Source organism: Streptomyces hazeniae, assembly GCF_031845485.1.
GTDB lineage: Bacteria > Actinomycetota > Actinomycetes > Streptomycetales > Streptomycetaceae > Streptomyces > Streptomyces hazeniae.
In genome coordinates, this window is the sequence record NZ_JAVREQ010000019.1 from 106,097 (window position 1) to 123,160 (window position 17,064).

Below are 17,064 nucleotides of genomic sequence, written 5' to 3' on the forward strand. Positions count from 1 at the left end.
CGGGAGCCCGGAAGCGGGGGCCGTCCGTCAGATCGGCGGCATGCGACCGGTGATCCGCTCTGCGGTCTCCCGCACCAGCTGCGCGAAGTCCGTGAGGCGGTCCGGGGTGATGCGCGCCTCCGGGCCGAGGACGCTCAGGGCGGCGATCACCGCGCCGCTGCCGTCGAAGACCGGGGCGCTCACCCCCACGGCCCCCGCCACGCGCTCACCCGTGCTGAACGCCGTTCCGCGCTCGGCGACCTCGTCGAGCTGCCGACGGAGTTCGTCGGCGTCGGTGACCGTCGTGGCGGTCATCGGGCGTAGCTCCAGTGAGGACAGCAGCGCTTCGCGTTCGGCGCGGTCCAGGTAGGCCAGCAGGACCTTGCCCGCGGAACCGACGTGGATCCCCGCACTTGCTCCGAGCCCGGCGGTGTAACGGATCGTCTGCGGGCTGGGCAGCTCCTGGATGCAGATGCGCGAGAGCCCCGCGCGCACGTGCACCGTCACGGTCTCCTGGGTGCGGTCGCGCAGCGACTCCAAGTCGCGGCCGGCGTCGAAGGGGAAGCCGGCGTGCCCGCTGACGACGCACGACATGACGTGGAAGCAGGCCGGCCCGAGGCGGTAGCTGCCGTCGGTCTCGTCCTGGAGGACCATGCCCTTGTGGCGCAGGGTGGAGAGGATGCGGTAGGCGGTGGTCTTCGACAGAACCGCTTCCTCGCTGACCTCGGCGAGCCGACGGGGGCCCCTGCCGAGGGCGAGCAGCACGTCCACCGCGCGGGCCACCGAACGGACCGGTGCCGCCCCCGACGGCGACTCGACTTCTGGCTCCACTGGTTTCGCGACCCTCCTGCAGTCCGGCGCCTCAATGTAGCAAGCGGGCTTCGTGGCACGGCCGTACGCCTGTCGCCCCCAGCGGCACGACCGCGCGTCAGGCCAGTGCCGAGCGAACGGCCTCCACCACGTCCTCCCGCGCCGCGCCCGGCCCCAGGTAGGACCGCACCCCCGACGCGAGCATCTGCTCGACCTCGGACGGTTCGTCGATGCCACCCGCGATCACCGGGATGTCGACGCCCTCCTCCGCGAGCCGTTCGACGACCCTGCGGGCGAAGTGGCCCAGCCCGCCGCTCAGACAGCTCAGCCCGATGCAGTCCGCGTCCTCGTCGATCGCCGTGCCGACGATGTGGTCGGTGGACACCCGCTTGCCGAGGTAGATCACCTCGTAGCCGGCGTCGACGAGAGCCCGGGCGACCAGGTTGACGCCCACGTCGTGTCCGTCCAGCCCTGCCTTGGCCAGCACGACGCGTCGCCGGGTCGTGTGCCCCGCGGCGAGGGACTCGTGAACGGTGTGGGGCTGAGCCGTGGGCCCCTGGGCCGTGCGTCCCCGAGCGGTCATCGCGCGAACCCCGTCCTGGTCGCCCCGACGATCTCCTGCGCGGTCGCCCCTGAGAGCAGCGCGGCTCTCGTGGGCGGCAGAAGGTTGGCGGTTCCCGCCGCGGCCTCCTCCACCTCCCGCAGCGCTCCCCGTACGGCGGTCTCGTCACGCTTCTCCTTGTGCGCGCGCAGCCGGTCGCGGGCGTCGCGCTCGACCGCCGCGAAGTCCACCTCTCCGGCGCTGCTGCCGGCGAACAGATGCCGGTGGCGGGGACTCGCCAGGACGTTCGCGCCGACCATCGGGCGTACTCCTTCCTCCAGTTGGCGTTGCCGGGTGCCGCGTCCCTCGTCGATGCGGCGGGTGATCCAGCCGTTGCGCAGCGCCTCGAGGGCGCCGCCGTTGTCCTCGATGCGCTGCAGCTCGGAGGTCACCCGCTCGGCCAGCTCCGCATCGAGCCGGTTCAGCTTGGCGCTGCCCGCGAACGGGTCGAGCGAGGCCATGGCCCCGTGCTCGTAGCCGACGACCTGCATCGTCCGCAGAGCGAGCGCGGCGGCGTCGGCGGAGGGGATGCGCAGCGCCTCGTCGTAGCCGGTGGCGCAGAGGTAGTCCACACCGCCCGCCATCGAGGCGAGCACGCTGAGCGTGACGCGGGGGATGTTCACCAGCGGCTCGTCGGCCGACTCCAGTCCGTGGGCGTACCCCATCAGCGACATCACCGGCTGCTCCGCGACGGGAAGGCCGTACCGGTCGGCCACCAGGTCGGCCCAGATGCCGCGCGCGGTCCGGAAGAGCGACGCCCCGACGTAGAGGTCGCTGCGCTCATTGAGGAAGAACATCATCCTGCGCAGCACGTCGGCGGGGGCGTAGCCGCGTGCCACCAGTTCGTCGACGTAGACGGTGGCGTTGGCGAAGGCGAGCGCCACGGCGAGGACGGGGCCGGCGCCGGCGACGTCGTAGTGGTTGGAGCACACAGTGAGGGCGGCGCCGGGAAGATCCTCGTCGATCGCGTACGCCACGCAGTCGCAGGCGATCCGCACCGCTTGCTCCGGCTCGTGCACTTCGGTACCCCGGGCGGTGAATTCCTTGAGCGGGTCGTTCTGCATCACCAGGCGCACGCCGGTGGCGCCGCGGTCCCGCAGGACGGACGTCACCATCGCGAGCCCGATGTGTCCGACGGAGTTGGCGAGCATGCCCACGCTGTCCGCGGACTCCAGGTCGAGGCCGGAGCAGATGGTGGCGAAGTCCTCCAGTGTGGCGCAGCTGACCCCTGCCCGGCCGACCTGGGCAAAAGCCAGCTCGTGGTCGGGGTCGTACCCGAGCTGGGAGGGGAGGTCGGCGGCGAGCAGGAACGATTCCGCGCCGAGTTCCTGCAGCAGCGCGAGCCGCCGGGCGGTCATCTCGGGGGAGCCGAGGCCGGAGTAGACCATGAAGCGCGGACGGTAGGGGCCGGGAGCGGCGGTGCGCTGCTCGGCCCAGGCGCGGAGGGCGGCGTCTTCGGGCGCGTCGTAGGACGCGTAGCGGCGGGCCACGGGAACCTCGGCGTCGTTCGCGCGCGCCGGGTCGTTCCCGGGTACCTCCTGCTGTGGTGCCGACATCCGTGCGTCACGCTCCCTGGACGGCCTTCGCTCCCCGACGAGTTTCGCAGAATGGCACACCCATTTCAATGAGTGGTTTCATGTGGGCCGGGTGTTGGCCTCCGTGGTCGTGCCCGCCGTGCTGTCCGCCGCCGTGTCCGTGTCCGCCGCCGCGTCCGTGCCGGTCGTGGCTGTACCAGAGGTGGGCGCGTCGGCCGTGCCTCCGGCGACCGTGGCGTAGGTGGCCTCCAGGCCGGCGACGAGCGAGCTGAGCGCGAGCTCGAAGCTCTGCTGGTCGATCTCCGCGGCGTGGGCCGGGATCAGATGGGCCTGCACGAGGTGGGGGTGGCGGTCGAGATAGACCCGTGTGTCGTCGGCGAAGCCGCTGGCGAACGGTGTGGTGGCCGCTCCGATCACCAGGTACTTCACCGAAGCGGCGATCATGGTGGCGTAGCGGGGTGGCCAGCCCGCGCTGAGCAGGCCGCCGTGGACGGCGTTGGCCATGGCCAGGAAGTCCTCGCGCCGCCCCGTGCCGGCGGCCACCACCGGAGCCGCGCGGGGGTGGGCCCGCAACGCCGCGTGGTAGGAGCGGCCCCAGCGTTCCAGTCCGGTGCGCCAGTCGTGCGCGAAACCCGCGGTGTCGACCTGCCGGGTGAGCAGGTTGGCCACCGCGTCCAGTACGGCGTCCTTGTTGGGGAAGTGGCTGTAGAGCGAGGGGGCCTGGACGCCCAGCTCGCGCGCCAGGCTCCGCATGGAGAGGGCGTCGAGGCCGTGAGTGTCGATCAGTGCCAGCGCCGTGTCGCGGATGCGCGGGCGGCTCAGCAGGGGGGTGCGGGGACGAGGCAAGGGGTCACAGTCCTTGGTCAAACTTACAGCGTCAGGTTAGTGTACGCAGGACGATAACTAACGCTGTTCGGTAAGGAAGGTGCCCCCATGGCCGCCCCGCCCCCCCGAAGCCCCCTGGAGCTCCTCGGCGCGGACGCGCCCATCGGCGAGGAGGAGCGCGCCATCCGCGACACCGTGCGCCGCTACGTCGACGACAAGCTTCGACCGCACGTCGCCGACTGGTACGAGAAGGCCTCGATCCCCGCCCGTGAACTCGCCGCCGAACTCGGCTCCCTGGGAGTGCTCGGCATGCACCTGGAGGGCTACGGCTGCGCGGGCACCAGCGCCACCGCGTACGGCCTGGCCTGCATGGAGCTGGAGGCCGGCGACTCGGGACTGCGCTCCCTGGTCTCCGTCCAGGGCTCCCTCGCGATGTACGCCATCTGGAAGCACGGCAGCGAGGAGCAGAAGCAGGAGTGGCTACCGCGCATGGCCGCCGGCGAGGCCATCGGCTGCTTCGGGCTCACCGAGCCCGACTTCGGCTCCAACCCGGCCGCCATGCGCACCCACGCGGTTCGCGACGGCTCCGACTGGGTGCTGAACGGCACCAAGATGTGGATCACCAACGGCTCCGTCTCGGACGTCGCGGTGGTGTGGGCGCAGACGGACGACCGGGTGCGCGGCTTTCTCGTCCCGGCCGACACGCCCGGGTTCTCCGCGCCCGAGATCGAGCGGAAGATGTCGCTGCGGGCCTCCGTGACCTCCGAACTGGTACTCGACGACGTGCGGCTGCCCGCCTCCGCGGCCCTGCCGGAGGCGGCCGGTCTCTCCGGGCCGCTCTCCTGCCTCAACGAGGCCCGCTTCGGCATCGTGTTCGGTGCGCTCGGTGCCGCCCGCGACTGCCTGGACACCGCGCTCGCCTACACCCGGGAGCGGGACATCTTCGACAAGCCGCTCGCCGCGTACCAGCTCACCCAGGCCAAGCTGGCCGACATGTCGCTCGAGCTGTGCAAGGGCATGTTGCTGGCTCTCCACCTCGGCCGCCTCAAGGACGAGGGCGCGCTGCGCCCCGAGCAGATCAGCCTGGGGAAGCTCAACAACGTGCGGGAGGCCATCGCCGTCGCCCGGGAGTGCCGGACCCTGCTCGGCGCGGCGGGTATCACGCTGGAGTACCCGATCATGCGTCACGCCAACAACCTCGAGTCCGTCCTCACCTACGAGGGCACCTCCGAGGTGCACCAGCTGGTGATCGGGCAGGCACTCACCGGGGAGTCGGCCTTCCGCTGACGTCCCGCGAGCCGGGTGCCGGCCGCGCGGGCGGCACCGGGACCCTGCGCCCAGTCCACAGGCCGGCGGCGACCAACAGCAGACCGGCCGCGAGCACCCAGGGCAGCGGTCCCCTCGGAAGCTCGGCCGCTCCCGGCCCGGCCAGCGCGCCGGCACCCTGCAGCGACAGGGATTGGAACGACAGCGCGGTGGCGCGGCCGGCGCTGTCCACCCGGCGGTGCAGCAGGGCGTTCTTGTTCGGCCCCGAGGCCCCGATCCCCACGTACATCAGCCCGTAGCCCACCGCGGCCAGGGCAGGCGAGGTCCAGCCGCCCCACGACGCGGTCGCCCCGAGCAGGAGCAGACCAGCCGCGCTGGTCAGGATTCCCGCCCGGACCGCCCGCACCTCGCTACCGCCCAGCATCCCGGCGATCCGCGGTGCGAGCGCGCTGCCGGCGGCCGTGGAGGCGAAGCCGGCACAGGCGAGACCCGCGAAGAGCAGAGCACCGGACGCGGGCGTGCCCGCGACGGCGGCGGCACGACCCGGCGTGAGCAGTTCCACCGTCACCAGTGCGGCGCCGGCTGCGCCGGCGGACAGCAGCAACCGCCGCACCAGGGCGTCGCCCACGCCCAGCCGCAGGCCCCGCCGGACGGTGACCGGCACACCGCGCAGCACTTCCCCGAAGGTGACCGGCGCTCGCGGCGGCTCCGGCAACGCGAAGGCCACGTGGAGCAGGTAGACGACCTGCACGACCGCACCCAGAAGCATGGGAACCGCGAGCGGGATCACCGCGCCCCCGGTGAGGTCGACCAGCCGGGTGCCCAGGTCGGGGCCCAGTCCCAGCAGCCACGGCACCGCGCCACCGCACGAGGTTCCAGCGGCCAGCGCCAGCGCCAGCGCGGTGCTGCCCCGGGCCAGCCCGACCCGCAGCTCCGAGGCCAGGTCTCCGGCGCCGGCGTCCGAAGAGACGTGCGCCTGCACGGTGTCGACATACCAGGCCTCCGCCGGGCCGCTGGCCAGCGCCCGGGCGGTGCCTGCCAGGAGCATCGCCGCGACGAACGTGGAGAACCCGGTGCCCAGCGCGAGAAGCGTCAGCGCCCCGGCCAACAGGGCGCCCGCAGCGGCCAGCACACCCCGGCGCCCCAGCACGTCGGAGAGTCCGCCCGTCGGCAGTTCCAGCGCGGCCACGGTGAACGAGTGCACGGCGAACAGCGCGCCGACCGCCTCCAGCCCCATCCCACGCTCCGTCAGCAGGAGCACCTGGGAGGGGATGTACAGCCCGATCGGGAACCAGAAAAGGAACGTCACGCGAACGAAGCGCCGCTGCGCGGTCGCCGGGGCGAGTCGCGGCGTCACGTCTGGATCTCCGGATCAGCACCGGGTCGTCCGTCCGCACCGTTCCCACCGCCCGTGTCGTCCCTCGTGGCGTCTCGGTCCGCCAAGGGAACCCCTGCGGCAAGCACGACGACCTGCCTGGTCTCCTCCGCGCGCTGGTCCCGGATCGTCAGCTCCTCCAGCTTGGCCGCGAAGCACGCCCACAGTTCCGCCAACGAGTCGGCCGTGAGCCGGGGCACCCGGTCGCTGACCGCGGCCACCTCTCGCCACTCCGGGGAAAGCCGTCCCGCGGCCAGGTCCGCCTCGTGCTGAGCGAGTGACCGCTCCAGATGGTCCAGCTGCGCCCGCCGCGTCACATCCACGCGCGCGCGCCGCTCGGGCGTCGCCCCCATCGCGGTGTTGCTCCACGCCGTGACGTCGTCCACCGCCTGCCAGCGACGCTCCCGGCCGTCCCGGTGCTCCGCCTCCGCCACGAAGTCGTACTTGGCCAGCACGCGGAGGTGATAGCTGGTCGATGCCGACGACTCGCCGGTGAGCCCGGCCAGTTCGGTGGCCGTGGCCGCTCCGTGCTGCCGCAGCAACCCCAGCAGCCGGATCCGCAGCGGATGCGTCAGCGCCTTGAGCGCCGCCCCGTCCCGCTCCGGATCCAGCACCCTTTTTCGCTCTGGGCCACTCATGCCGGCGAGCGTAGAACCAGCACAGAACTCTGCCAACCATTTTTTGCAGAATGTTCTTGGGTAAAGACCCGGCGGTGTTGTCGGGTGGCGCGCAGTCGTCCGATCAAGCGTGGGCGGCGAAGGGGCCGGTGGGGGTGAAGGCGTGGTGGGCGAAGCGTTCGCCGATGAGCCGGTGGGTGGCGGCGTCGGGGTGGAGGCCGTCCGGCAGGGGGTGGGTGGCGGCGTCGGACGCGCCGTACAGGGCGAGGCCGTCGAGGTGGTGCAGGTGGGGGTCCTCGGCGGCGCGTTGCCGCACGATGCCGGCCAGTTCGTCGCGGATGACGCGCAGCGTCAGCTTCCCGTCCGCGACCTCGGCGGAGTCGCCCGTCGACACGAAGGCGAGGCGCCCTTCGGTGAGCGCCGCGAGGTCGAAGGCGCCCGGCCCCGGCGTGTCCTCGTGCATCGGGCAGTGCAGCGGCGAGATGACCAGCAGGGGCGTGGCGGGGTGGCCGTCGCGGATCGTGTCGAGGAAGCCGTGCACCGCCGGAGTGAAGGCCCGCAGTCGCATCAGGTCGAGATTGACCAGGTTGATGCCCAGCTTGAGGCTGATCAGGTCCGCGGGGGTGTCCCGGACGGCGCGGGCGGTGAACGGGTCGAGCAGGGCGCTGCCGCTCAGCCCGAGGTTGGTCAGTTCCACGCCGCCGAGCGAGGCGGCGAGGGCCGGCCAGGTGCTGGTGGGGCTCGCCGCCTCGGAGCCGTGACTGATGGAGCTGCCGTGGTGCACCCACGCCCGGCGGCCCCGGTCGGGGAGGGGCGCGACGGGTGCGTCGGTGCGCAGGGCGACGAGTTCGGTGATCTCGTTGTGCGGCAGCCAGATCTCGACGTCTTTCTCGTCACCGGGCAGGCCGGTGAAGCGGAGCGTTCCCGGCGCGCCGGTCAGGTGCTCGGCCGCCCCGGTCGACATGTCGATGCGGACGACGTTGCCTCCGGTCACACTCGCCTGATCGGTGAGACGTCCGTTCACGAGCAGGTCGTACACCCCGTCCGGGCGGTCGGGGGTGCCCGCGTACTGCCGTCTGGTGGGCAGCGTCTCCAGCTCGACGGCTGTGGCGCGGGTGCGGAACGCCAGCCGTACGCCGGAGGGTTGGGCCTCGGCCATCGCCAGCTGCGGGTCGGCGCACTGGGCGCGGGCGCGCGCGGGCAGCCGGTGCGGCAGCACGCCGTGCGGGGTGCGCTCCAGATCGAGTGCGCCGCGCAGGAGGCCGGCGGTGAAGGGCGTGGTGATCCAGGCGTGTCCGGCGTTCATGGTGGCGTCGTCCCGTTCGGTGCGTGGCGGGGGAGGGGCGTGTCAGGGAGCGGGGGTGTGGCGCAGCAGGGCGTCGAGGCGGTCCACGATCCAGCGCCAGGATTCCCGCGGGTCGGGCGCGCTGTGGCCGAAGCCGCCGGCCAGTTCGAGGCTGACGTAGCCGTGGAAGACGCCGCCCAGGAGCCGGACGGCGTGCGTCTCGTCCGGCTCGGTGAGGTCGTAGCCGCGCAGCAGGGCGCGCATCATCTGCGCGTGCCGCACTCCCGCGCTCGCCGCGGCCGTCTCCGGGTCGAGCGGCAGGCGGGCCGCGGTGTAGCGGCCGGGGTGCTCGCGCGCGTAGGCGCGGTAGACGTCGGCGAACGCGGTCAGTGCGTCCCGGCCGGCGCGTCCGGCGAGCGCGTGTGCGGCCCGGTCGGCCATCTCCTCCAGGGCGAGCAGTGCGATGCCGGTCCTGAGGTCCTGCGAGTTCTTCACGTGGGAGTACAGGCTGGCGACCTTGACGTCGAACCGCCGGGCGAGCGCCGTGAGCGTCACCTGCTCGAAACCGGCTTCGTCGGCCAGCTCCGCCCCCGCGCGGATCAGGCGCTCGGCGGTCAGTCCTCTGCGCGGCACGGGAGCCTCCGGCCTTCATTCGTATGGTCGCCGCCTAAGGGATGTAGGCAGCGACCATAGCAGAGCTGGAGAGAGGGTGAAGCCGGTGGCCGGTGGTGAAGGGCCTTACGCGGCGGCGTCAGCCCTCGGTGTGGAGGTACACGCCGTGGGAGCCGCCGGCCTGGTCGTTGGCCGGGTCCACGGTCTCGGGCGCGAAACGGAGCACGGCACCGGTGTCGTCGACGTCCTTGATCGTGACCTTGACGCCGTCGGCCAGGCCCAGGAAGCCGGTGCCCTTGATCTCGGCGACGTGCCGGGTCTCCGGGCGGGCGTAGTCGAAGGTGACCTTGTTCGGCTTCTCGTAGGTGACCTGGAAGTCCGTCACGCCGAAGCGGGAGGCGAGCGGGACGTCCGCCGTGCCGTCGACCAGGATCTCGCAGTCCGCCTCGCGGCACGCCGACACATCGGATCCGTCCGCCGCCCGGAGGGCGGGAAGGGCGGACGTCTCGGCGCGTGGCGTGCCGCCCGTCGAACGGTCCGGCGCCGCGTCGCCGGCCCCGTCGCCGGCCTCGGAGCCGGTGTCGCCGGAGGAGCAGGCCGGGACGAGCAGTGCCGCCGCGAGGAGCAGCCCGCAGCGGAGAGGGTGCGCGTGACGCATCGGAGAACCTTTCGGGATCGCGGTCACGGCCGGGGCGACCGTGCGTCGACGGAGGAAGCCGGCCGGGGCCCGCGGCGGCGGGTGAGCGGACGGGACCGGGGCCACGGGGTGGTCGAGGCGTGGCGCGGGCCGGTGTCCCCCGTGGAGCCCGCGCCACGCCTCCTGCGTCCCCCGTCGCGGGACGCCCCGGAGCAACTCCACTGCCCGGAGGGGTTGTTCAGCAGCCCCGTCCCGCCGGACTGAACAATGGCGCGGCACCCCGGGCGAAAGACGCGGCACCCCGGGTGAAAGAACGGTGAACGAGCCGTCGCCCCCGTGGGGAAGGGCCTGACGCCGCTTGCCGCCACTCCCGCCCGCTGCCTACCGTGGGCGCCGGGCCGGGCACGGACGGCGAAGGCGGCCGGGAGCCGGTACGGCCCCGGGCCAGGACGACGTGAAACGGGGACGGGGGCGCGCCGGTGAGCGAACGCGGTGTGGGACGGCGGGAACGGGAGCTCGATCCGGAGGCCGGGCCCGTCCAGCGGTTCGCCTGCGCGCTGCGCGACCTGCGTCGCGCGGCCGGCAGTCCCACCTACCGGGTCATGGCCGCGCACGCCCGCTACTCCGTCACCGCGCTCTCCCAGGCTGCCGCGGGCGAACGACTGCCCACACTCCCCGTCACCCTCGCCTACGTCCGCGCCTGCGGAGGCGACCCGGAGGAGTGGGAGGGGCGCTGGCGGCAGGCCGCCGAGGCAGCGGCCCGCCCCCCGGAGGAGGACGACGACTCGCCGCCCTACCGGGGCCTGACCCGTTTCGAACCGGGCGACGCCGCCCTGTTCTTCGGCCGCGACCGCCTCGTCGACCGGCTCACCGCACTCACCCGGCGCAGCCGCTTCACCGCCGTCTTCGGCCCTTCCGGCAGCGGCAAGTCCTCGCTGCTGCGTGCCGGTCTCATCCCGCGCCTGCGCGCCTCCGGGGAGGACGGCCCCGCACCGTCCGCCGTCCGCATCCTCACCCCCGGGGACGCCCCGCTGCTCACGCACGCCGACCGCCTCGCGCCCGCCGCGGAGAGCGACACCGACACCTGGCTCATCGTCGACCAGTTCGAGGAGCTGTACACCCTCGGTGCCGACCCCGCACAGCGTGACGCGTTCATCGACCGGCTGCTCGCCGCCACCGAGCCGGGCAGCCGGCTCCGCGTGGTGATCGCCGTGCGCGCGGACTTCCTCGGCCGCTGCGCCGAACACCCGCGGCTCACGGCCGCGTTGCAGGACGCCACCCTCCTCGTCGGGCCGATGAGCCGGGAGGAGCTGCGGGAGGCCGTCGTCCGGCCCGCGACCGCGGCCGGGCTGATCGTCGAACGCACGCTGACCACCCGGCTGCTGGACGAGGTGGAGGGCGAGCCGGGCGGCCTGCCGATGATGTCCCACGCCCTGCTGGAGACCTGGCGGCACCGCAGGGGGCGCGCGCTGACCGAGAGGGCGTACGAGGCGGCGGGCGGCCTGCACGGCGCGGTCGTCCGCACCGCGGAGCAGGCGTACGGCGAACTCACCGGCCCCCGGGCCGAGCTGGCGCGGCGCATCCTGCTGCGCCTGGTCACCCCCGGCGACGGCACGCCGGACACCCGGCGCCCCACCGGCCACGACGAACTGCGCCTCGGCGACCCGGACGACACCCGGGCGGTGGTGGAACGTCTCGTACGGGCCCGGCTGCTCACCTTCGACGACGGCACCGTCGACCTCGCCCACGAGGCGCTGATCACCGCCTGGCCGCGGCTGCGCGGCTGGATCGACGCCGAACGCGAACGCCTGCGCGTCCACCGGCGGCTCACCGACGCCGCCCGCACCTGGCAGGATCTGGGCGGCGAGAGCGCGGCCCTGTACCAAGGCTCCCGCCTCGCCGACGCCCGGCACGCCTTCCCCGACCCCGGTCACCCCGCCGAACTCACCGACACCGAGCGGACGTTCCTGGACGCCTCGGTGCGGCAGCGGCGACGGGGCATACGGCTGCGGCGCACCGTGACGGCCGTGCTGGCCGGGCTGGTACTGCTCGCCTCCGGCACCGCCGTGGTCGCGTTACAGCTGCGCGCCACCGCACAGGCCGAGCGCGACACGGCCGTCTTCGGCCAGGTCACCGCCGAGGCCGACGGGCTCCGCGAAACCCGCGCCTCCCTCGCCGCCCGCCTCGACGTCGCGGCGCACCGGATGCGTTCCACACCGGACCTGTACACCCGCCTGGTCGGCGACGCCTCGACCGTTCTGTCCACCCGGATCGCGGCGCACGACGACATCGGCTCGTCCGTGGACTTCTCGCCGGACGGGCGGACCCTCGTCAGCGCCGGCCACGACGGCATCCTCCGCCTGTGGGACATGCGCCGCACCGGCCGCCCGGAAGCGCTGGGCGAGCCGCTGCGCGCCGGAATCGGCCCGGTGTCCGAGGTCGCCTTCGCCCCTGGCGCGGGCGACCTCCTCGCCGCCGCCGGCGACGGCACGCTCCGCCTGTGGGACGTCGGCGACCGGAGCAGGCCCCGCCCCCTCGGGCCCCCGGTGGCGGTGGCCGACGACCGGACCGTGTCCACCCTCGCCTTCAGCCCGGACGCGGCCCGCCTGGCCACCGGCGACGACGACGGCACGCTGCGCCTGTGGGACGTGCGCGACCCCGCCCGCCCGCGGCAGCTCGGCGACGGCACCGCCGTGGACCCCAGAAGCGTCCGCGCCGTGGCGTTCTCCCCCGACGGCTCCACGCTTGCCACCGGCGGCTACGAGGGCGCCGTGCGGCTGTGGGACGTCACCGCGCCGGAGCGGCCCGAGCCGCTGGGCGAGCCGCTCACCGCGCACGAGGAGTCCGTCTGGACGGTCACCTTCTCCCCGGACGGCCGCACGCTCGCCACCGGCGGCTACGACGAGACCGTCCGCCTGTGGGACGTCACCCACCCCGAACGGCCCGCACCGCGCCGCGAGGCGCTGACCGGCCACACCGCGGCGGTGTGGTCGCTGGCGTTCAGCGCCGACAGCCGCACGCTGGCCACCGCGGGCCAGGACGACACCCTGCTGCTGTGGAACGTCACCAACCCCGACTACCCGCAGCGGATCGGCCCCCCGCTCACCGGCCACACCGGCGGACTGTGGGCGGTCGCGTTCAGCCCCGACGGCCGTACGCTCGCCACCACCGGCTACGACCACACCGTCCGGCTCTGGCACCGCCCGCGGTCCGTGCTCACCGACTTCACCAACCCCGTCACCTCCGTCGCCTACAGCCCGGACGGAGACCTGCTCGCCGCGGCCAGCACCGACGACGCGCTCATCCGGTTGTGGAACCTCGAACGGCCGGGCCGGCCGCGGCTCCTGGAACAGCCGCTCACCGGCAACGAGGACCCCGTGGCAGCCGTGGCGTTCTCCCCGGACGGCCGGCTCGTGGCCAGCGGCGCCGAGGACGGCACCGTACGGCTGTGGGACGTGACCGACCCCGGACGCCCGCGGGCGCTGGACGGCTCGCCGGACGCGCACGAGGGCGGCGTCCTCGCCGTGGCGTTCTCCCCGGACGGCCGGACCCTGGCCAGCGCCGGCCGCGACGGGACCGCCCGGCTGTGGGACGTCTCCGCACCCGAGCGCCCCGCAGCCCTGGGTGAGCCGCTGACCGGTCATCAGGAGCCGGTCACCTCACTCGACTTCGCCCCGGACGGCCGTACCCTCGCCACCGGCGGCGAGGACGACACCGTGCGCCTGTGGAACACCGCGGACCCGGCCTCCGCCCGCCCCCTCGGCAGGCCGCTGACCGGCCACATCGACATGGTGCGGACGCTGGCGTTCTCCCCGGACGGCCGTACGCTCGCCAGCGGCGGCGCCGACCGCGCCGTGCGGCTGTGGGACGTGTCCGAGCGGTCCGCCGCGCGGCCCGTCGGCGCCGGACTGACCGCGCACCGGGCGCCCGTCAGGTCGGTGGCGTTCTCCCCGGACGGCCGTACGCTCGCCAGCGGCAGCGGCGACCGCACCGTACGGCTGTGGGACGTCGCGGAACCCGCCTCGGCCGAACCGCTGGGACAGCCGCTGACCGGCCACGTCGACACCGTCACCACGGTCGCCTTCAGCCCCGGCGGAACCACCCTGGCCTCCGCCGGGTACGACCTGACGGCACGCCTGTGGACCCTGGACGCGGCCCGGGCAGCGGACACGGTGTGCGCCCGCACCCGCGGTGTGCTGACCCCCGCCGAGTGGCGGGAGCACCTGCCCGGACTGCCCTACCGGCGCCCCTGCGGCGACGCGGACTGAGCGGGTCCGGGCCCCGCCCCGGCCCGCGCGCGGCGGAGAGGCGCGCGGCGGCGAGGCCCGGTGTGCGCCACCAGGGTGAGCGCGCCCGCGCCCGCCCGCGCGACCCGGTGCCCGGCGGCGTCGCTCGCCTAGCGTCGGCAGGATGAACCTCGGACGGGTCCGCAGCGCCGGCCTGCTGCACGTGACCGACCACGCCGCACACCGCGGCACGGGTGAGCGCGCCGGTCCGCGGGACGTGCCCCCGGCGGCGGTGCTCACCACCGGCTGCGCCGCGCTGTTCCTGCTCGGCGTCAACACCACGGCCATCAACGCCGCCCTGCCCGCGATCGCCGGGGACCTGGACATCGGCGCCACCGCCCTGGGGTGGGCGGTCGGCATCTACATGCTGGTCGTCGCCGCCCTGGTGGTGGTCGGCGGGCGGCTCGGCGACATGCTCGGCCAGCGCACCGTCCTGACCGCGGGTCTGCTGGTCTTCGCGGTCGGCGCGGTCCTCGTCGCCGTCTGCACCGCGACGCCGCTGCTGCTGGTCGGCAGGTTCGTCCAGGGAGTGGGCGCCGCGCTGATGATGCCCGGCACGATGGCCGTGCTGCGGCTGGCGTACCCGCCCGAGCGGCAGGGCTTCGCGCAGGGAGTGTGGGGCGCGGTCGCCGGGATCGCGTTCGCCGTCGGCCCGCTGATCGGGGGCGTGCTCACCGACGAACTCTCCTGGCGCTGGGTGTGGTGGGGGAGCGCGCTGTGGGCCCTGCTGGTGACCGTCGCCGGCCAGTACGCGCTGCGCGGGCTGCCCGGCCGGGAACCCTGGACCGGACTGGACGTCCCCGGGGCGCTGCTGCTCGCGGTGGCGCTGCCGGCCCTCGTCCTCGCCTTCCAGCAGATCCCGGTGTGGGGCGCCGGGTCGCCCGCGGTCGTCGCCGCCTTCGTTGTGGCGGCGGTGGGACTGGCAGCCCTCGTCGCGGTGGAGTCGCGGCGCCGGTCACCGCTGCTGCACCTGCGCCTGCTGAGGGAACCCGCCCTGATCGCGGCCTGCCTCGGCACCTGCGTCAACGCGCTGTTCCTCATCGGCCTGCTGTACTTCTTCAATCTCTACGCCCAGGCCCAGGCCGCCCTCGACTACTCGGCCCTCCTCGCCAGCGCCGCGCTTCTCCCGTACGGGGCCTGCGTGTTCGCCGCGTCCCTGCTCATCGGCCGGCTCTGCGACCGCGTGGGCTTCCGGCTGCCGGTGGCCGGCGGCCTCGTCTGCGCCGCGGTGGGCGCGCTGCTGCTGGCCCGCACCGACGCCGCCACCGGTTACGCGGAGCTGTGGCCCGCCACGGCCGTCCTCGGCATCGGTGTGGGCATCACCCTCTCCTCGCCCTCCGGCGCCGGGCTGCGCGCCCTTCCGCCGCAGCACGCGGGGGAGGGCGCGGGCATCATCAACGTGGTGCGCTACCTCGCCGCCGCGCTCGTCGTCTCCATCGGCACCCTGGTGTTCCTCTCCACGGGCGCCGCTCGCCTGAACGCGCGGCTGGCCGAGGCCGGCGTGCCCCCGCGGGACGACGCGCGGGTGGACCGGCTGCTGACGGGGGTGGGCGAACGTCTCAGCGTCGTCGAACAGGGCCTCGGCCCGGTGGCACGGCAGGCCGTCCGCGAGGGTGCCGCCGCCGGCATCGCGCACGGCTTCGCCATGGTGATGCTCTGGCTGGGGGTGCTGACGCTGCTGTCGATCCCCGCGTGGCTGCTGCTGGTGCGCACGCCTTCCCGGCGCTGACTCCGGCACTGCCCGGCCGCACTGCGCCACCCGACCGGACCGGGGCGGCAGATGTCGGGTGCGGACCGTCCTGCCGCCCGTAGCTTCGACAGCGGAACAGGGAAGGGGATCAGGGTGCTGGAGCGGTGGAACGCGGCGATGGAGCACGTCGAGCAACGCCTCGGCGAGAGCCCCGGGGAGCCGGTCGAGGCGGGCGAACTCGCCCGCCTCACCGCGACGTCGGAGTACCACTTCCGGCGGATGTTCTCCGCGCTGGCCGGGATGCCGCTGTCCGTCTACGTGCGCCGCCGCAGGCTCACCCTCGCGGGCGCGGAGGTGCTCGCGGGGCGGGAGAGCCTGCTCGACATCGCCGTCCGCCACGGGTACGGCTCGGGCGAGGCGTTCGCCCGCGCCTTCCGCGCCCAGCACGGCGTGGGCCCGGCGGACGCGCGTCGGCGCGGCGCCGCACTCGCGGCACAGCCCCGGATGACCTTCCGCCTCGTCGTCGAAGGGAGCAGCAGCATGCGGTACCGGATCGTGGACAAGCCCGCCTTCCGTTTGGTGGGACCCGGCACACGGGTCCCGCTGGTGCACGAGGGGATGAACCCGGCCATCGTGGAGTTCGTCCGGGGCATCGACCCGGCGGTCCTGGAACGCCTGGCGAGCCTGTCCGACCAGGAGCCCCGCGGCATCGTCTCCGCGAGCCACAACGTGCCCGAAGGGCGCCGGGAGGGCGGCGAACTCGACTACCACCACGGCGTGGTGACCACCGCCGAGCCGCCTCGGGGCGTGGACGCCCTGGAGGTCCCCGCGGGCACGTGGGCGGTCTTCGAGAGCTCGGGCGAGTTCCCGAAGGCGCTCCAGTACCTGTGGCGGGACGTCTTCACCCAGTGGTTCCCGTCCAACCCCTACCGGAGCCGCCCCGGCCCGGAGATCAGCGCCACCCGCCTCTCCCCGGACGGCACCCACGCCGACGCCGAACTCTGGATCCCGGTCGAGCCGGACTGACGGCCGTCCGGCATCCGCGCGGCGCGCCCCGAGGCGGTGGGCGTCCCGGCGCGGCGGGTGACCCGGGAACGCCTGGAGCGCTCGGAGTACGAGGAGCGCCGGGCACGCACGGGAGGGAGGGCGCACCCCGGAGTGCGCCCTCCCTCCCGTGCACCCGCTGGTCCACTCAGCGGCGCGGTCCCGTCAGTTGTGGCCGAACGAGGGCTTCTTGCCCTTGCGCGCCATGTCCGCAGGCGAACCCGTCTGCTCCCGCGCGTCGGCGCCCTTCTGGCCCTGCTCCGGGGCGCGCTCCGCACCCTGCTTCTGCGCCCGACTCCGGTCCTGCTTCTTCTGCTTGGCCATGATCGCCTCCAGGTGATCCGTGGGGTAAGGCCGGAATCAGAGTTACATGTCACTACAGAAGCCGCATGTCGGGCAATCACCATGAGTGAGGCTGATCCGCGTCCTCCGCCACGCCGATGATCGGGGCGGGGCTGTCAACCACCGCGCCGTCGGGCAGACTCAAGGGGACCGTGCTGGG

At 74.0% G+C, this 17,064-nt stretch carries 14 protein-coding genes; 4 read left to right on the top strand and 10 right to left on the bottom strand.

Annotation, left to right across the window (positions count from 1 at the left end; genetic code table 11):
- Window positions 1-27: 27 nt before the first annotated feature.
- The 4 genes from RM572_RS20300 to RM572_RS20315 form a co-directional block, all read right to left on the bottom strand.
- A complete protein-coding gene (locus RM572_RS20300; RefSeq protein WP_311674796.1) occupies window positions 28-810 on the bottom strand; it encodes an IclR family transcriptional regulator in 783 nt (260 codons plus the stop codon).
- A 97-nt stretch (window positions 811-907) separates the two neighbouring features.
- Window positions 908-1,372: a cobalamin B12-binding domain-containing protein gene (locus RM572_RS20305; protein ID WP_311674797.1), complete on the bottom strand. Its 465-nt coding sequence runs from the start codon at window positions 1,370-1,372 to the stop codon at window positions 908-910.
- Window positions 1,369-2,946: a methylmalonyl-CoA mutase family protein gene (locus tag RM572_RS20310; protein ID WP_311674798.1), complete on the bottom strand. Its 1,578-nt coding sequence runs from the start codon at window positions 2,944-2,946 to the stop codon at window positions 1,369-1,371. Before RM572_RS20310 ends, RM572_RS20305 begins: the two co-directional genes overlap by 4 nt.
- Before the next feature lie 78 nt (window positions 2,947-3,024).
- The gene (locus RM572_RS20315; RefSeq protein WP_311674799.1) at window positions 3,025-3,771 is read right to left on the bottom strand and encodes a TetR/AcrR family transcriptional regulator; all 747 of its coding nucleotides are present in this window, start codon (window positions 3,769-3,771) and stop codon (window positions 3,025-3,027) included.
- An 87-nt stretch (window positions 3,772-3,858) separates the two neighbouring features.
- On the opposite strand from RM572_RS20315, the gene RM572_RS20320 reads away from it, so the two are divergent.
- Window positions 3,859-5,037, top strand: coding sequence for an acyl-CoA dehydrogenase family protein (locus RM572_RS20320; RefSeq protein ID WP_311674800.1), 1,179 nt, complete (start codon window positions 3,859-3,861; stop codon window positions 5,035-5,037).
- Here the strand turns inward: RM572_RS20320 and RM572_RS20325 are convergent.
- The 5 genes from RM572_RS20325 to RM572_RS20345 all read right to left on the bottom strand — a co-directional run bounded on the left by RM572_RS20325 (window position 5,012) and on the right by RM572_RS20345 (window position 9,563).
- Entirely contained in the window at window positions 5,012-6,373 is a 1,362-nt protein-coding gene (locus RM572_RS20325; protein WP_311674801.1) for an MFS transporter, read from the bottom strand. The two genes, RM572_RS20320 and RM572_RS20325, sit on opposite strands and share 26 nt — an antisense overlap.
- Window positions 6,370-7,029, bottom strand: a complete 660-nt coding sequence (locus RM572_RS20330; RefSeq protein WP_311674802.1) for a winged helix-turn-helix domain-containing protein — start codon at window positions 7,027-7,029, stop codon at window positions 6,370-6,372. The genes RM572_RS20325 and RM572_RS20330 overlap by 4 nt, the downstream gene beginning before the upstream one ends.
- Before the next feature lie 103 nt (window positions 7,030-7,132).
- Entirely contained in the window at window positions 7,133-8,314 is a 1,182-nt protein-coding gene (locus tag RM572_RS20335) for a GDSL-type esterase/lipase family protein (protein ID WP_311674803.1), read from the bottom strand.
- Between the two features lie 42 nt (window positions 8,315-8,356).
- A complete protein-coding gene (locus RM572_RS20340) occupies window positions 8,357-8,926 on the bottom strand; it encodes a TetR/AcrR family transcriptional regulator (protein WP_311674804.1) in 570 nt (189 codons plus the stop codon).
- A 118-nt stretch (window positions 8,927-9,044) separates the two neighbouring features.
- Window positions 9,045-9,563: a hypothetical protein gene (locus tag RM572_RS20345; protein WP_311674805.1), complete on the bottom strand. Its 519-nt coding sequence runs from the start codon at window positions 9,561-9,563 to the stop codon at window positions 9,045-9,047.
- 458 nt (window positions 9,564-10,021) lie between these two features.
- On the opposite strand from RM572_RS20345, the gene RM572_RS20350 reads away from it, so the two are divergent.
- The 3 genes from RM572_RS20350 (at window position 10,022) to RM572_RS20360 (ending at window position 16,544) form a co-directional block, all read left to right on the top strand.
- Window positions 10,022-13,810 carry an nSTAND1 domain-containing NTPase gene (locus RM572_RS20350; protein ID WP_311674806.1) on the top strand — a complete coding sequence of 1,263 codons (3,789 nt, stop codon included), beginning with the start codon at window positions 10,022-10,024 and terminating at the stop codon, window positions 13,808-13,810.
- Between the two features lie 142 nt (window positions 13,811-13,952).
- The gene (locus tag RM572_RS20355) at window positions 13,953-15,557 is read left to right on the top strand and encodes an MFS transporter (protein WP_311674807.1); all 1,605 of its coding nucleotides are present in this window, start codon (window positions 13,953-13,955) and stop codon (window positions 15,555-15,557) included.
- A 114-nt stretch (window positions 15,558-15,671) separates the two neighbouring features.
- On the top strand, window positions 15,672-16,544 hold the full coding sequence (locus tag RM572_RS20360; RefSeq protein WP_311674808.1) for an AraC family transcriptional regulator: 873 nt from the start codon (window positions 15,672-15,674) through the stop codon (window positions 16,542-16,544).
- Window positions 16,545-16,727: 183 nt separating this feature from the next.
- Here RM572_RS20360 and RM572_RS20365 read toward each other — a convergent pair whose 3' ends face one another.
- Window positions 16,728-16,886 (bottom strand): hypothetical protein, encoded by a 159-nt coding sequence (locus RM572_RS20365; protein ID WP_311674809.1) that lies wholly within the window; start codon window positions 16,884-16,886, stop codon window positions 16,728-16,730.
- Between the last annotated feature and the right edge of the window lie 178 nt (window positions 16,887-17,064).

What these genes read in the sequence shown, in the direction of transcription:
- RM572_RS20305 (WP_311674797.1), bottom strand. Translation starts at nt 1,372, where the DNA reads ATGACCGCTCGGGGACGCACGGCCCAGGGGCCCACGGCTCAGCCCCAC.
- RM572_RS20310 (WP_311674798.1), bottom strand. Translation starts at nt 2,946, where the DNA reads ATGTCGGCACCACAGCAGGAGGTACCCGGGAACGACCCGGCGCGCGCG.
- RM572_RS20320 (WP_311674800.1), top strand. Translation starts at nt 3,859, where the DNA reads ATGGCCGCCCCGCCCCCCCGAAGCCCCCTGGAGCTCCTCGGCGCGGAC.
- RM572_RS20365 (WP_311674809.1), bottom strand. Translation starts at nt 16,886, where the DNA reads ATGGCCAAGCAGAAGAAGCAGGACCGGAGTCGGGCGCAGAAGCAGGGT.
- RM572_RS20335 (WP_311674803.1), bottom strand. Translation starts at nt 8,314, where the DNA reads ATGAACGCCGGACACGCCTGGATCACCACGCCCTTCACCGCCGGCCTC.
- RM572_RS20345 (WP_311674805.1), bottom strand. Translation starts at nt 9,563, where the DNA reads ATGCGTCACGCGCACCCTCTCCGCTGCGGGCTGCTCCTCGCGGCGGCA.
- RM572_RS20330 (WP_311674802.1), bottom strand. Translation starts at nt 7,029, where the DNA reads ATGAGTGGCCCAGAGCGAAAAAGGGTGCTGGATCCGGAGCGGGACGGG.
- RM572_RS20355 (WP_311674807.1), top strand. Translation starts at nt 13,953, where the DNA reads ATGAACCTCGGACGGGTCCGCAGCGCCGGCCTGCTGCACGTGACCGAC.